General features: G+C 72.0%; 11 protein-coding genes. 2 read left to right on the forward strand and 9 right to left on the reverse strand.

Features of this window, described 5'->3' with window-relative positions:
- Window positions 1-34: 34 nt before the first annotated feature.
- From ACVN90_RS20485 to rpmB, 4 genes are all read right to left on the reverse strand, one after another.
- Window positions 35-1,561: an alpha-N-arabinofuranosidase gene (locus ACVN90_RS20485; protein WP_475100041.1), complete on the reverse strand. Its 1,527-nt coding sequence runs from the start codon at window positions 1,559-1,561 to the stop codon at window positions 35-37.
- A 129-nt stretch (window positions 1,562-1,690) separates the two neighbouring features.
- Window positions 1,691-1,996, reverse strand: a complete 306-nt coding sequence (rpsN, locus tag ACVN90_RS20490; protein ID WP_018173549.1) for a 30S ribosomal protein S14 — start codon at window positions 1,994-1,996, stop codon at window positions 1,691-1,693.
- A gap of 3 nt (window positions 1,997-1,999) precedes the next feature.
- The gene (rpmG, locus tag ACVN90_RS20495; protein WP_018173550.1) at window positions 2,000-2,170 is read right to left on the reverse strand and encodes a 50S ribosomal protein L33; all 171 of its coding nucleotides are present in this window, start codon (window positions 2,168-2,170) and stop codon (window positions 2,000-2,002) included.
- Window positions 2,170-2,406: a 50S ribosomal protein L28 gene (rpmB, locus tag ACVN90_RS20500; protein ID WP_116195225.1), complete on the reverse strand. Its 237-nt coding sequence runs from the start codon at window positions 2,404-2,406 to the stop codon at window positions 2,170-2,172. The genes rpmG and rpmB overlap by 1 nt, the downstream gene beginning before the upstream one ends.
- A 393-nt stretch (window positions 2,407-2,799) precedes the next feature.
- Here rpmB and ACVN90_RS20505 point away from each other — a divergent pair, with 393 nt between their 5' ends.
- A complete protein-coding gene (locus ACVN90_RS20505; protein ID WP_475100042.1) occupies window positions 2,800-7,998 on the forward strand; it encodes an SCO7613 C-terminal domain-containing membrane protein in 5,199 nt (1,732 codons plus the stop codon).
- Here ACVN90_RS20505 and ACVN90_RS20510 read toward each other — a convergent pair.
- Window positions 7,982-8,659, reverse strand: a complete 678-nt coding sequence (locus tag ACVN90_RS20510) for a DNA-3-methyladenine glycosylase (protein ID WP_475100043.1) — start codon at window positions 8,657-8,659, stop codon at window positions 7,982-7,984. The genes ACVN90_RS20505 and ACVN90_RS20510 overlap by 17 nt on opposite strands.
- Before the next feature lie 72 nt (window positions 8,660-8,731).
- On the opposite strand from ACVN90_RS20510, the gene ACVN90_RS20515 reads away from it, so the two are divergent.
- Window positions 8,732-10,372, forward strand: a complete 1,641-nt coding sequence (locus ACVN90_RS20515) for an MFS transporter (protein WP_475100044.1) — start codon at window positions 8,732-8,734, stop codon at window positions 10,370-10,372.
- A 130-nt stretch (window positions 10,373-10,502) separates the two neighbouring features.
- Here ACVN90_RS20515 and ACVN90_RS20520 read toward each other — a convergent pair whose 3' ends face one another.
- The 4 genes from ACVN90_RS20520 to ACVN90_RS20535 are packed head-to-tail and all read right to left on the reverse strand — an operon-like array spanning window position 10,503 to window position 14,294.
- Complete coding sequence (locus ACVN90_RS20520; protein ID WP_475100045.1) at window positions 10,503-11,924, reverse strand: hypothetical protein; 1,422 nt, start codon at window positions 11,922-11,924, stop codon at window positions 10,503-10,505.
- Window positions 11,914-12,834, reverse strand: a complete 921-nt coding sequence (locus ACVN90_RS20525) for a TIGR03943 family putative permease subunit (RefSeq protein WP_475100046.1) — start codon at window positions 12,832-12,834, stop codon at window positions 11,914-11,916. Before ACVN90_RS20525 ends, ACVN90_RS20520 begins: the two co-directional genes overlap by 11 nt.
- Window positions 12,827-13,894: a permease gene (locus tag ACVN90_RS20530; RefSeq protein WP_475100047.1), complete on the reverse strand. Its 1,068-nt coding sequence runs from the start codon at window positions 13,892-13,894 to the stop codon at window positions 12,827-12,829. The genes ACVN90_RS20525 and ACVN90_RS20530 overlap by 8 nt, the downstream gene beginning before the upstream one ends.
- Complete coding sequence (locus tag ACVN90_RS20535) at window positions 13,881-14,294, reverse strand: Fur family transcriptional regulator (protein WP_475100048.1); 414 nt, start codon at window positions 14,292-14,294, stop codon at window positions 13,881-13,883. Before ACVN90_RS20535 ends, ACVN90_RS20530 begins: the two co-directional genes overlap by 14 nt.
- Window positions 14,295-14,336 lie beyond the last annotated feature (42 nt).

Genomic DNA, 14,336 nt, shown 5'->3' on the forward strand with positions numbered 1-14,336 from the left:
GCTGAACTCTATCCGTGGGCCGTGGGCCCGGCCGTCAGGCCAGCTCCAGCGACACCGTCGCGAACGAGTGCGCGGGCAGGGTCACCCGCAGCGTGCCCCCGGTGAGCTCGGCGTCGAGCGCGACCGGGGCCACGGCCTCCGGCGCCTCCGCGGTGTTGTGCGCGGCGGCCGAGTCGCCGGTGAGCACGCGGGCAGTCGCGGACGACACGGCACGGCCGCGCAGGTCGACCTCGATGGTGAGGGATGCCGCGGCGTCGAGGTTGCTCAGCGACAGCAGCGCCGTCGAGCCCGTGGTGCTGGCCGACGCCGACACCACCTGCAGCGATCGGCCGTCCGCCTCGCGGGCGGCGGGGGCCTCGAGGATGTGGACGGCGAGCGACGTCGCGTCGTGGTGGCCGCGGTTCATCTCGAAGACGTGGTAGGTCGGCGTGAGCACGAGGGCGCCGGTCTCGGCATCCGTCAGCAGCATCGCCTGCAGCACGTTCACGGTCTGCGCGATGTTGGCCATCACGAGACGGTCGGCGTTGCGGTGGAACGCGTCGAAGTGGACGGCGGCCACGAGCGCGTCACGCACGGTGTTCTGCTGGTAGAGGAACCCGGGGTTGGTGCCCTCCTCGACGTCCCACCACGTGCCCCACTCGTCGAGCACGAGACCCACCTTGCGGCCGGGGTCGTACGCGTCCATGATCCGGGCGTGCGCGCTGATGACGCGCTCGATGTCCTGCGCCTTCGACACCGTCGCGTAGTAGTCCTCTATGGAGAACGACGTGGCGCTGCCCTTGTGCTCCCACGTGCCGGCGAGCGTGTAGTAGTGGAACGAGATCGCCTGGAAGATGTTCTTCGGGTCGCGCTGGCAGCCGAGGCAGTTGAGCGCCTCCATGAGCGCCGTCGTCCAGGTCACGTCGTCGTCGGATGCGCCGGCCGCGATGCGGTAGAGCTTGTTGTCGCCGTGGTCGCGGCAGAAGGTCGCGTAGCGGCGCGCCTCGGAGGCGAACTGCGGGGCGGTGAAGTTGCCGCCGCAGCCCCAGGCCTCGTTGCCGATGCCCCAGAACGGCACCTTCCACGGCTCGTCGCGCCCGTTCTCGCGGCGCAGGCTCGCCATCGGGCTGTCGCCGTCGCGCGTGAGGTACTCGACCCAGTCGCTCATCTCCTGCACACTGCCCGACCCGACGTTGCCGCTGACGTAGGCGTCGGCGCCGAGCATCTCGCACAGGTCCATGAACTCGTGCGTGCCGAAGTGGTTGTTCTCGACGACGTCGCCCCAGTGCGTGTTGACCATGCGCGGCCGCGATTCCTTCGGGCCGATCCCATCGCGCCAGTGGTACTCGTCGGCGAAGCAGCCGCCGGGCCAGCGGAGGTTCGGGATGCCGATGCCCTTCAGCGCCTCGACGACGTCGAGCCGGATGCCGCGCTCGTGGGGGATCGACGAGTCCTCGCCGACGTAGAAGCCGCCGTAGATGCAGCGCCCCAGGTGCTCGGCGAAGTGGCCGTAGAGGTGGCGGCTGATGACCGGACCGTGGACGTCCAGGTCGACGACGGCGCGGGCGCGGAGGTCGGGCACGGGTTTCTCCTTCGAAACATCGGGTGGCGAAGCGATTTGTAACGATACACAGCGACGCGTCGGATGTCGAGAGGGAAAGCAGAAGGCCCGGAGTTCCGAGGAACTCCGGGCCTTCTGTGAAGCGGGTGCTTACCAGCTCGACTTGGTCACGCCGGGCAGCTCGCCACGGTGCGCCATGTCACGGAAGCGGACACGCGAGATGCCGAACTTCGTGAGGACACCGCGGGGGCGGCCGTCGATGACGTCGCGCGAGCGCAGGCGGACCGGCGACGCGTTGCGGGGCAGCTTCTGCAGGCCCACGCGAGCGGCCTCGCGCTCCTCGTCGGTCGACGTCGGCGAAACGAGCGCCTTCTTCAGCTCAAGACGCTTGGCGGCGTAGCGGTCGACGACCTCCTGGCGCTGCTTGTTGCGCGCGATCTTGCTCTTCTTAGCCATGGATCAACGCTCCTCTCGGAAATCGACGTGCTTGCGGATGACCGGGTCGTACTTCTTGAGCACGATGCGGTCGGGGTTGTTGCGGCGGTTCTTGCGCGTGACGTAGGTGTAACCCGTGCCCGCGGTCGAACGCAGCTTGATGATCGGACGGACGTCCTGTGCCTTCTTGGCCATTAGAGCTTCACACCCTTCGCCTGGAGGTCACGCACGACCGCCTCGATGCCGCGAGCGTCGATGACCTTGATGCCCTTGGCCGAAACGTTCAGCTTGATGCTGCGACCCAGCGACGGAACGAAGTAGGTCTTCTTCTGCACGTTCGGGTCGAAGCGGCGCTTCGTCCGGCGGTGCGAGTGCGAGATGTTGTGACCGAAGCCGGGAACTGCTCCAGTCACCTGGCACACTGCTGCCATAGTGATGTCTCCTTAGTACCGTGAAGCCGGACGGCTTCACCCAAGATCCCTTGTCTGCATCTCGACGCGCGCCGTCACCGCCCGGAAGTTTCCGGTCGTTGAGCGAGCGAAGCGAATCGAAACGCGTACTGCGTGCTGGAGTGCGCGCAGACGAAGAGTCAGTCTAGCACGGACGGCGTGTCGCACTTGACGCGCGCCGGTTCGGCGTCCACGCGTCGAGGTTGCGGGGCGAATCGCCCGCCCGCCGCTATATTCCGGGGCAGGAATCTCTTCTGGCAACTGGTCCAATGCGAGCCGCCTGGGGCGCCGGGAAGCCTGTGCCTGTCTACAAATTCTCGCGCGCGCGTCGGATCGAGGTGGACCATGTCGTCAATCCCGGGAGAGGGGATGGACATGAGCGACTCGCACGACGACGGCCCCCTGTGGCCTGCGTCTCCTTTCGATCTCGCCGACGCGCACCGGTGCCCGTCGTGCTTCACCGCCGTGACGGCGCAGGTGTGCCCCGAGTGCGGCTTCGCGCTGAGCGACCCGCGCGCGCCCCGCGTGCTGGAGCTCGGCCGCCAGATGCTCACGCTCGAGCTGTCGCGCCAGGAGTTGATGGACAAGATCCGCCTCGCGCACGCGACGGCTGTCGTGAGGAGAACGGATGCCGCGCCCGTGACGCTCGCGGCCCCACCCGAGCTCGTCGCAGCCGACGCCGTCGCCGCCGGGAGCAACGCCGTGCACCTGGCGCCCGCGACCGAGACCATGCTCACCGCCTCGGCGCCGGCCATGATGGCGCCCGCGATCGTGGTGCCCCCGAAGCCGCCCATGCCGGCGCCTCCCGCTCCCTCGGTGCCGCAGGGCCCCGGACCTTCCGCACCGGCGGCGGTCGCGGCATCCGCTCCTCGTCGCCGTCTGACCGTTCCGGTGCTGCTGTTGATCGTGGGCGTCTCGCTGGTCGGCGTCGCCGCCGTGTTCTTCCTGCTGCTGGCGTGGTTCGTCTACGACATCACGGTGCGCGCGCTCATCATCGGCGGCATCACGCTCGCCACGATCGCCCTGGCGTCGTGGCTGCGGCGGCGCAGCCTGGCGGCCACCGCCGAGGGGATCGGCGTGCTCGGCGTGGGACTGCTCGCGCTCGACGCGTGGGCCGTGCGGGCGAACGACTTGTTCGGCACCGGGTCGAGCGATGCCGCGCTGTACGCGGGGGTGTCCGCTGTCGTCATCGTGGTGATCTGCCGGCTGTGGGCACGGGTGTCGCACCTGCGCGGACCCGACCTCGCCGCCTCGCTCGCGCTGCCCGCGGGCCTGGGATTCCTCGTGGGCGGGTCGACGTCGATGCCGCCCGCCGAAGCATTGACTGCCGGCCTGCTCGGGGCGGCCGCCGGCGGGCTGGTGCACGTGCTCCCCGCACCTTTCTCGTCGGCGCGGCGCGGCCAGGACGCCGTCGCGGAGCGCCTCGTGCTCGCGCTGAGCGGCGTGGGTGCGCTGGTTGCGGCGGGTGTCACCGCGGCGTTGTTCACGGGGGACGCGCTGCCGGTCGTGATCTGGTCGAGCATCGGGCTCGTCGTGCTCGGCATCGGCCACGCGTGGCTCGCCCACCGGCGGGTCGACGGCGCGCCCCTGCCGGCGGCAGCGGTGGTCTCGGGCGTCGGCTCGGTGGTCGCGGCGGCGGCCGCGGGTCTCGCCGGCTGGCAACTTGCCCTGCGCAGCGACCTCGCGGTGTACGGCGTGCTCGTCGCTCCGGTGCTGGCCGTGCTCGTCGCGGTCGCCGTCGACGTCGTGCGCAGCCGTCGCGGCACGCCCGCGTGGCTGCCCGCGGCGATCGCGTCCGCCGTCATCGCGGGGCTGTCGATCGTCATCGTGGTGCTCGACTGGGGCATGCAGGCCATCACCGCGATCGGCGCCTCCTGGACGCCGTGGCGCACGGACGCCTTCACCGTGCCTGTCGCAGGGCCCGAGGCTCCGCTGCTCGCGATGATCGCCGCCGTGGTCATCGCGGGGGTGCTGTTCGCCGCTCCCACGCTCGCCGGCTCGTGGCCCCGGCAGCTCACGCCGGTGGTGGGGACGATCCTCCTGCTCGTCGCCGGCGCACGCACGGCCCTGCCCGTCGTGCTCGTCGGGATCGCCGTCGCCCTGGTCGTCGGCGCGGTCGTCGTCGTCGCGATCCTACGGAACCGCGATCAGCGACGCGGCGATGCGGGCGACGCCGCGCCCGAGCCCGACGCCGGCCTCATGGCGCGCGGAGTCCTGGTCGGGTACCTGATCGCCGGCGGGATCGCCGCCGCGACCGCGTACGTCGGCGGCGTGGCGACGCCGTGGCTGTGGCTCGTCGGGGTCGCCGTCGCGATGGCGTACCCGATCGCGCTGCGGCTGGCCCTGCGTCCGATCGGGGTGGCCGCGGTGGCCGCGGCTCTCGCTCCGGTGGCCGTCGCCGCCCTGTCGACTCCGCTCGCTGCAGGCGCGACGTCCGCGGTGACCGGAACGTACGGCGAGGCGACGCCCGTCATCGCGGTACTGCTGCAGTGGGTGGCTCTGGCGACGCTCGTCGCGGCCGTCGCGCTCCCGGTCGAGCGGGCGAGTCGCACCGGGCTGGCCGCGGCCGCCGAGGTCCTCGCCGCGATCGGGCTGGTCGGCACCTTCGCGGCGGCCGCGGTGGACCCCGCCGCCCTCTCCGAGAACGCCCTGCTCACCGCGATCGGCGAACCGGGCCTGGGCATCGCGCGCGGCGCGCTGCTGCTCGCGGGTCTCACGATGATCGCGTTCGGCCTCACCCGCATCGTCGGGGTGCCCACGATCCTGGCGGCGGCCCTGACGGCGCCCGTCGCCGCCGTGACGGCGTACGACGTGCTCGGCACCCTCGACCTGCGCGACACGGACTGGGCGCCGCTCGTCCTCACCGCCGCCGCGGTCGTGGTGCTGCTCGTCTCGGCCGCCACCGCATTCGGGCGCCGCGCCGCGAGCGATCCCCCACCCGCGCCCGTCTCGCAGTGGCCGGCCGACGTCGCCCCGGCACCGTCGCGGCCACGCCCTGCGGACCGCGTGCTCCGGCGCCTCGCCGCCGACCTCGGCGCGGCCGCCACGGTGCTCGTCGTGGTGTGGCCGGTGACGCCTCCGCTCACGTGGGCCGCACTCGCGATCGTCGCACTCGGCTTCGCCGCCGGATCCGTGTCCCGCGGCTGGGTCGGGGCGCTCGCGGTCGACCCTGTCGACGATCGCTTCGCGACGAAGCGGGAGGGGACGCCGCTCCTCGACGCTCCGCGCCGCCTGCTGGCCTGGCCGTCGGTCGTCGCGGCGATCACGGCGTGGTGGTCGTGGCTCGACGCCGGCACTCCTGACACCTCCTACACCGTGGAGTCGTACGTGGTGCCGTCGGCCGTCGTGCTCGTGGCCTTCGCCGCCCTCCTGGTGCGGCTCCGCCGCCGCGTCGAGGCGAGCATCGCGCTGGCCGGCGGTCTCGCGCTCGGCCTCTGGGCGCCCGCGATCGAGGGATGGACGGGCGAGACCCTGCGCGGCGTGGTCATCGCGCTCGTCGCCGTGGCCGTGTGCCTGGCGCTGTCGTTCACGCCGGTGCGCAGCATCCGTCCCGCCGCTCCTCTCGGCGCCGCAGTGGCGATGATCGCGATCGGACTCGTCGCCGTCGAGCGCGCCTTCGAGGGGCAGGGCCCGCAGGTGCTCTGGCTCGTGCTGCTGGTTGCGATCGCGTACGCGTCGGGCTGGGGCATGACGCTCGCCCAGCCGAGCCGACTCTCATCGGGGCTGTACGCGCTCGTCATGCCGCCGGTGGCGCTCGTCGCCGCGATCGTCGCGATCGTGCCGGTCGCCGACGAGTCGCGCATCGTCGCGGGCACGATCATCATGCTCGCCGCGCTGCACCTCTCCGCGGCGGGCATCGACCGTTTGCCGCTGACCGGTACGACCCGCTGGATCTCGCTCGCGGGTGCCTTCGTCGTCGGCGTCGCGGGCTTCTTCCTGGGCGCGGCGACCGAGGTCGAGGCGGTGTCACTCCCTGTCGCGGCGATGTGCCTCGTCGGCGCCGTGCTGGGCATGCTCCGTCGCCGGCGGGCCGGCGCCGTCTGGCCCGGCGCCGAGGGTCCGGCGTGGATCGTGGGCCTGGTGCTCGCCGCAGCGCCGAGCCTCCTGGTCGCCGCGGAACCCGCGCGGGTCTGGGCGTATCTGGCGCTCGCCCTCGCCGCGGCGGCCGGGGTGGCCGCGGTGCGGGAGCCCGCGCGCGACGTGCCGGCCGAGCAGTTCTCCTCCTACGCCGCGCCCGCCACACCCCCGGCGCAGCCTGCCATGCCGCCGGCGTACGCGCCGCCCGCCGGCGTCGCCGTCGCACCGTCCGCGCCGCGGACCCCGCGATTCGTCGACGTCGGGACCCTGCGCACGCCGACGGCGATGCTGCTCGGCCTCGCCGCCGTCGTGATGGGACTGCGCGGCCTGGTCCCGCCGGGCTTCGACGGCGACGCCGTGGCCGCCATCGTCGCGGGCCTGGGCGCCGTTGCCGTGGCGGGGCTGCTGACGGCGCGCGGGTCGACGGATGGCGGCGTACGCGGCGCGGCCGTCCTGGCCGGCGCCGGGGTGGCGTTGCTGGTCGCGATGTCGCTCACGCGCCCCGAGGCCGACCTCGTCCTCACGACAGTGACCGCCGTCATCGGGGGCGTGCTCGGCGTCGCCGGCGCCTCGGTGCTGGGCCTGCGCCGCTGGGCCCCGCTCGGCGGCGTGCTCGCCGTCGGTGGCCTCGTCGTCGCGGTGGTCGCGTGCGGCGTGCGGTTCCTCGAGATCGCGCCCGCCGGCGGCCTCGAGCCCGACCTCTGGGCGGTGGCCGGCGCGGGGATCGCGGGGGCGATCTCGATCGCGGCGCTCCGCGCGACGCCATCGCGGGTCGTCGGCCTCACCGCCGGCGCGGGCTTCGCGGTCGCGTCGGTGCTGTTCGCCCTCGCCGAGCTGCAGCTGCTGCTCGTGCAGCAGACCGGTGACGAGCTCCGCACCGCCGCGGTGATGTCGGCACTGACTGCGGCGACCGTCGTCGGCACCGCCGCCCGCGCCCGGCTCGGTCTGGCCCTCGCCGTCGCGGCGGCCATCGCGGGCGCGGGTTTCGGCATCCTGGCGCTGACGGTGGGCGACGTCCGCCCCATCGAACTTGTCACGGTCCCGCCCGCGCTCGGCGGCATCGCCTACGGTGTGCGCACCCTGCGCCGCGCACCGGGGTCGCGCACCTGGCCGACACTCGGCCCGTGGCTGGCGCTGCTGACGGTGCCGTCGCTGCTGCACGACTTCGGCGGATCGCCGATCCCGGGCGCCGCGGACGACCCGTGGCTCGGCGAGTCCGAGCTCTGGCGCATCGTCTCGCTCGGCGTGGTGGGGATCGCGATGGTCGTGATCGGCGCGATCTACCGTCTGCAGGCGCCGCTCGTGCTCGGCTCGGCGGTGCTGATCGTGCACGGCGTGGCCCAGCTCTGGCCGTGGATCTCCACGACGTACGTCGCGGTGCCATGGTGGCTCTGGCTCGGCCTCGGCGGCGCGCTGCTCATCTTCATGGCCGCCCGCTACGAGAAGAACATGAAGGCGCTGCGCACGACCGTCGTCGCAGTCACGTCGCTTCGCTGACCTCGCGCGCGCCGCGGCCCCAGCGGAACGGCGACACGGTCTCCTCGCCGGGGATCCAGTATCGCCACGGGAACACGGCGGTGCCGGCCACCCCGGCCACCCCGACGCGCGGCCCCGACGCCACCTCGGCGAGCGGGTCGGCGAGCAGCTCGAGCCGGGCCACCGCGCCGTGCAGGGGCGCGCCGGTGATCGCGTCGATGCCGTCGTGCACCGGATGCCGCAGCCCCACCGCGTCGCCGAACCGGCCGGGTCCGCGCGCCAGGTCGCGCGGTGTGCGGGCCGCCGGTCGGCGGCGGGTCGCGGCATCCGTCCCCTCCATCACCTGACCCGCCCGCAGCAGCACACCGCCGGCGACCCCCTCGGGACCGCACACGACGTTCACGCACGAGTGGATGCCGTGACTGAGGTAGACGTACAGGTGCCCGGGCTCGCCCCACATCGTGGCGTTGCGCGCGGTCTGTCCCATGCGCGCGTGCGAGCCCGGATCGGGCACGGGTCCGGTGCCGCGGCCGTGGTACGCCTCGACCTCGGTGAGCCGCACGGCCACCGTCTCGCCCTCGACCACGGTGGTGAGGCGCGCCCCGAGCAGGCGCGGCGCGACGTCGGCCGGAAGGCCACGGAGGTCGGCGCGGGTCGCCGCACGCCAGAGGTCCCGCGCCATGGGCCGAGTCTACGTCCGCGCGTCGGCACGACGTGCGCGTCGGGCGGCCGCGGCGAGCGCTACTGTTCCCGCATGGGGAAGTGGTTCGTGCTCATCCTGCTGAGCGTCTCGCAGTTCATCATGGTGCTCGACAGCACGGTCATGAACGTCTCGATCTCGACGGTCGCGCACGATCTCGGCACCGACATCTCGGGCATGCAGGCGGCCATCACGTTCTACGCGCTCACGATGGCGGCGTTCATGCTCACCGGCGGCAAGCTGGGCGACCGCTGGGGTCGCAGCCTCGCGTTCCGCATCGGCTCGGTCGTGTACGGCATCGGCTCGCTCACGACGGCGCTGAGCCCGAACCTCACCGTCCTGATGATCGGCTGGTCCCTCGTCGAAGGCCTCGGCGCGGTGCTCGTCATCCCCGCGATCGCCGCCCTCGCCGCGATCAACTACGCCGGCCGCGAGCGCGTCGTCGCGTTCGCGGTGCTCGGCGCCGTCACCGGCGGCGCGGCCGCCGCCGGTCCCCTCATCGGCGGTCTCGTGACGACGTACTCGTCGTGGCGCTACGTCTTCGTCGCCGAGGCGGTCGTGATGACCCTCGTGCTGATCGTGTCGGGTCGCATCAAAGACGTGCCCGGCGACCGTAAACTGCGGATCGATCTGCTGAGCGTCGTGCTCTCGGCCCTGGGCCTCGGCCTCCTGGTCTACGGCATCCTGCAGTCCAAGACGTGGGGATGGTTCCAGCCGCTCGACCCGCCCGTCATCAACGGCCAGCCGTTCGCTCCGCTCGGCATCTCGCCCGTCGCGTACCTGATCCTGCTGTCGATCGTCGTGCTGTGGCTGTTCGTGAAGCGGCAGCAGCAGCTCGAGCGGAGCGGCCGTGTGCCGCTGCTCAAGGTGAGCCTCCTGCGGATCACGGCGCTCCGCAGCGGCCTGACGATGTTCATGGCGCAGTACTTCGCGATCGCCGCGCTGTTCTTCGTCGTGCCGGTGTACCTGCAGACGATCCTCGGCTACGACGCGCTCGAGACGGGCCTCAAGATCCTCCCGCTGTCGCTCGGGCTCATCCTGTTCTCGATCCTCGGGTCGCGCCTGTCGACGGTGCGCTCGGCGCAGAACATCGGCCGCATCGGCCAGCTCACGCTGGGTCTCGGCGTGCTGGTCGTCTTCCTGGCGGTGCAGCCCGAACTCGCCGACTTCGCGTTCGCCGCCGGCATGTTCGTGGTGGGCGCGGGCTTCGGCCTGCTCGCCTCGCAGCTCGGCAACGTCAACATGTCGGCCGTGGACCAGTCCGACACGTCAGAGGTCGGGGGCCTCCAGGGCACGTTCCAGAACCTCGGCTCGTCGTTCGGCACGGCGATCGTCGGCTCGGTGTTCATCCTGCTGCTCACGTCGGGATTCACGACAGCGGTGGAGCAGAGCACGACGATCCCCTCCGACATCCAGCAGCAGGTCGTCGCCACCGCGTCGAAGGGCGCGCCGATCATCTCGCAGCAGCAGGCCGAGGACCTGCTGACCGACGCCGGAGCCGACCCCGAGTCCGCCACCGAGATCGCCCAGCTGTACGCCGACACCCAGGTCGAGTCGCTGCGCCAGTCGCTGTTCTTCGTGTTCGCGCTCACTGTGCTGGGACTCATGCTGTCGAGCGGGTTGCCGTCGCAGCTCCCCGTTCCCGCCGCGTCCAAGACGGACGACGAGGACGCGGCATCCGCTCGCTCTTCCTGAGCTGGCAGGTCCTCAATTGAGGATCTGCGCCGAGATGCGGAGCGAAACGGGGTTTCTGGTCCGCATCTGAGTTCTCGTCCTCAATTGAGGAGGATGACGGATGCCGCGATCCGGCGTGCGACCCGAGGGCTCAGCGCGGGGGCACCTGGCACCACGAGATCGAGGCGCCGTTGAGAGCGACGACCGCGTCTCCGTCGGCCACCTCGAGGATGCGCGTCTCGGGGCGCTGCGGCAGCGGGTGCTGGTAGGTGTCGTAGGAGTTGGTCACCGCGTCGGGCGCCACGAGCAGCGCGAGGTAACGTGCGCTGGGCGACACGCACACCTGGATGACGGCATCCGTGTCGGCGATCTCGGTGAGCATGGTCGTCGCTCCGTCGGCGTCCACGTGGGCGACCGACGTACGCCCGGTCGGCACGCCGTCGGCGTCGAGCACCGCGGCCGTGCGGATCGTCGCGCCGTCAGGAAGCGGCGTCACCGAGCTCGTGCCGCCGAGATCGATGTCGGGCGCGACGAGGGGCTCCTCGCTCGCGTCGGTCAGGTCGATGACCGCGGCCTGGTCGAAGCGGTCGATCACGGCCTCGCTCGAGCCGCGCGCGATGCCCTCGATCGTCAGCGCGTCGCCGAGCGCGGTCGGCGCACCGCTCCCGCTCTCCGATCCGGTCAGCAGCAGCGAGCCGTCGAACGAGAGGAGCAGGATGCTGTCGGTGTCGGGCACGAACCGCCACTCCGCGACGCGGGGATCGGCGCCCTCGACCTCGATCGCGACAGGGTCTGCGGCGGGATCGCTGAGCGACGCGGTGTAGAGCCGGCTCTCTCGGCCGGAGTCGGCGCTGAGCTCGGCATCCGAGAAGGTGTAGCCGATGCGTTCGCCGCGGTCGGCAGTCTGCAGGTTCGAGACATACCCGTCACCGGGTAGCGGCAGCTCGTGCGCGTTCTCGCCGTCGAGGTCGGTGACGATGAGCCCGGCACGGTCGTCGTCCGTGCGCACCGAGACGACGAGGTGCTGGCCCGTCGCGCGGAAGTCCTCGATGTGGGCGTGCCGGAACACCGGCACCGCGTTCTGCCCGGTGAGGTCGGTGCGGTAGATGAGGTCGCCCGCGTTCGTCCCGCGCTGCATGAGGAACACCTCGGCCGCAGGCGTCGTGAACGTCTCGGTGATCGTCGCCGTCGGCCCGCCGCCGAGCGACGCCACATCGTCGATCGTGACGGTGTACTCGGTGTCGTCCCACAGCGGCAGCGTGAACCGCACGCCGACGCTCCGCCCCGACGTGTCGACGGCGAACGGCGTCTCGGGGGTGATGGTCACCTGCGACGGATCGACTTCGGCGAGCGACTGCGTCGTGGTCACGATGAGACGGGCACCGGATGCTGCGGCCGCCGCCTCCGGATCCACGTACGCCTCCGTCACCCGCGGTCCCTGTGCGACACTCGCTGCCGCTCCGGCGAGCCCGAGCGCGGCGAGGACGCCCACGACGATCGCGAAGGCGCCGACGAACGCGCGGCCCCGACGACGCCGGGATCGGGAGCGCCGTGAGGTCCCGTCAGTACTCATACGGGTCCTCGGGCTCGGCGATCTCCTCCACCGCGGAGGCGTCGACGACGAGCTGCCCGTCCGACGAGGAGCGGACGGTGCCGGTGATCGTGACCCACTGCCCGGTGTCGGGCGCGCCATCGCCGGCCACGACGGGCAGGCTCGCCGGCTGCGCGTCGATGACGCAGTGCGTGATGACCAGGCGCGTGAGGTCGAAGGCGCCGTCGTCGCCCGGCGTCACGAAGCCCGTGAGCTCGACGGTCTCGCCGTCGAACGCGTCGGGATTGGTAGCCGTCGCGAACACCGTCGCCCACTCGCCGACCCCGAACGAGGCCGTGTCGCCGGTCGAGGCCAACTGTACGGTGTCTGCGCCGCCGAACAGCGGCGTCGCCCCGACGTCGCGCGACATCGCGAGCTCCGCGCTGAGGGAAGCGGGAGGAAGCGCGAGCGTGAGCACGACGACCCCGGATGCCGCGACCCCGCCGACGACCGTCGCTGCGACCGCGAGCGGGTGCGGCGTGTGGTGGTCGTGGTCAGGCTCCTCCCCTTCGCCGCCCCCGTGCGCGTGGTCGTGGTCGTGGTCGTGCCCCGGGTGCAGCGGTGTCACAGACTTCGCAGAGATCGACGTACTTCGCAGCTCCTGGCCGGATTCCTGCGAGCTCAGCGCGATTCTGCGAAGTCTGTGATCGCGTTCGCCGGGGGCGTCGCCGTGGTCGTGGCCGTGGTCGGCCTCGGCGCCGAGCGGGAGGGCGAACGAGGCCACCGCCCCGATCAGCACGAACACCGACATCGAGACCGCGAACCACGTCGAATCGGGGTTGATGTACAGCCCGAGCCGGCCCGTCACCGCGAGGGAGATCGTGAAGACGGCGAGCGCCGCGGCGAGGCCGACCCCGAGCCACCGCGTGCCGACGAAGCCTGCCCTACGCAAGGAGGTTCACCACCGTCCCGATGGCGAACGCCGACAGCACGACCACCACGACGATGCCGCCGAGCGTGCGCCACGTGAACGTGGTGCGCATGAGCGCGAGCATCTTGACGTCGACGAGCGGCCCGACCAGCAGGAACGCGACGATCGACCCCGGCGTGAACGTCGAGGCGAACGACAGCGCGAAGAACGCATCGACGTTCGAGCAGATCGACACCACCATCGCGAGCGCCATCATCGCGACGATCGACAGCGCCGGGTTGGCGCCGATCGCCAGCAGCGCTTCGCGCGGGATGAGCACCTGCACCGCGCCGGCGAGCGCCGAGCCGATGACGAGCGCCGGCATGACCGCGCGCAGCTCGATCACGAACTGCGCGAGCGTGCGGCGCCACTTGCCGCCGGGCTCGTGCACCACGAGCTCGCACGTGTCGCGGAAGCGGTCGGTGAGCAGGGCATCGGGAGACGGATGCCGCGAATACAGCCATCCGATGAGGTTGGCGATCGCGTACCCGCCCAGCAGGCGCGCGATGAGGATGCCGTCGCTGAAGCCGAACGCCTGGTGCGTCGTGATGATGACGATGGGATTCACGATCGGCGCCGCGATGAGGAACGTCAGCGTCTCGGGCACCGAGAATCCGCGCATGAGGAGGCCGCGCGCGAACGGCACGTTGCCGCACTCGCACACCGGCACGATCATGCCGAGGAGCGACAGCACCGCGCGCCGCGCCCACCCACGCCGCGGCATCCACCGTTCGATGACGCCGGGCGGCACCCACACCTGCACGACGATCGACAGCACGACGCCGAGCGCCACGAACGGCAGCGACTCGATGAGCACGCTGATCGCGAGGGTCAGTCCGTCCTGCGCGCGGGTGGGGAGGGACGCCGGGAACAGCGTCGGCGCGAACCAGTCGATGAGGAAGAGGCCGGCGACGACGGCCACGCCCATGCCGAGCCAGAGCAGGGTGCGCGCCCGCGCGGATGGCTGGGGCGCAGCATCCGTGATCGATCCGTGACGGTGCTCCGCAGAGCGCGCGCGTGTGGCGGGGTCAGTGCGCGTCACGCTGGGCATCCCGGGCGGCGGCGCAGTTCGCGCAGAGCCCGAAGATGTCGACGACGTGCTCGGCGTCGCGGAATCCGTGGCGCTCGGCCGTGCGCTTCGCCCACTGCTCGACGTCCGTCGCCTCGATCTCGACGGTCAGTCCGCAGGAGCGGCAGATCAGATGGTGGTGGTGGCCGGTGCTGGAGCAGGCGCGGTACAGCGCTTCGCCCTCGGGGCTCTGCAGCGAGTCGGCCTCGCCCTGGGCGGCGAGCCCGGCGAGGGCGCGGTACACCGTGGCGAGTCCGATGCCGGTGTTCTCGTCGCGGAGGGTGGCGTGCAGCGACTGCGCGCTGACGAATCCGCGGGCGTCCGACAGCGCTTCGCGCACGCGTTCGCGCTGCCACGTGTTGCGCTGGGCCATGGGGGCGAGTCTACCGAGGGGTCCTGGACGTCTCCCGGGCGC

This window comes from Microbacterium sp. F01, from assembly GCF_056156365.1.

Coding starts and splice junctions, on each gene's coding strand:
- rpsN (WP_018173549.1), bottom strand. CDS start 1,996: ATGGCTAAGAAGAGCAAGATCGCGCGCAACAAGCAGCGCCAGGAGGTC.
- rpmG (WP_018173550.1), bottom strand. CDS start 2,170: ATGGCCAAGAAGGCACAGGACGTCCGTCCGATCATCAAGCTGCGTTCG.
- rpmB (WP_116195225.1), bottom strand. CDS start 2,406: ATGGCAGCAGTGTGCCAGGTGACTGGAGCAGTTCCCGGCTTCGGTCAC.
- ACVN90_RS20505 (WP_475100042.1), top strand. CDS start 2,800: ATGAGCGACTCGCACGACGACGGCCCCCTGTGGCCTGCGTCTCCTTTC.
- ACVN90_RS20510 (WP_475100043.1), bottom strand. CDS start 8,659: ATGGCGCGGGACCTCTGGCGTGCGGCGACCCGCGCCGACCTCCGTGGC.
- ACVN90_RS20515 (WP_475100044.1), top strand. CDS start 8,732: ATGGGGAAGTGGTTCGTGCTCATCCTGCTGAGCGTCTCGCAGTTCATC.
- ACVN90_RS20520 (WP_475100045.1), bottom strand. CDS start 11,924: ATGAGTACTGACGGGACCTCACGGCGCTCCCGATCCCGGCGTCGTCGG.
- ACVN90_RS20535 (WP_475100048.1), bottom strand. CDS start 14,294: ATGGCCCAGCGCAACACGTGGCAGCGCGAACGCGTGCGCGAAGCGCTG.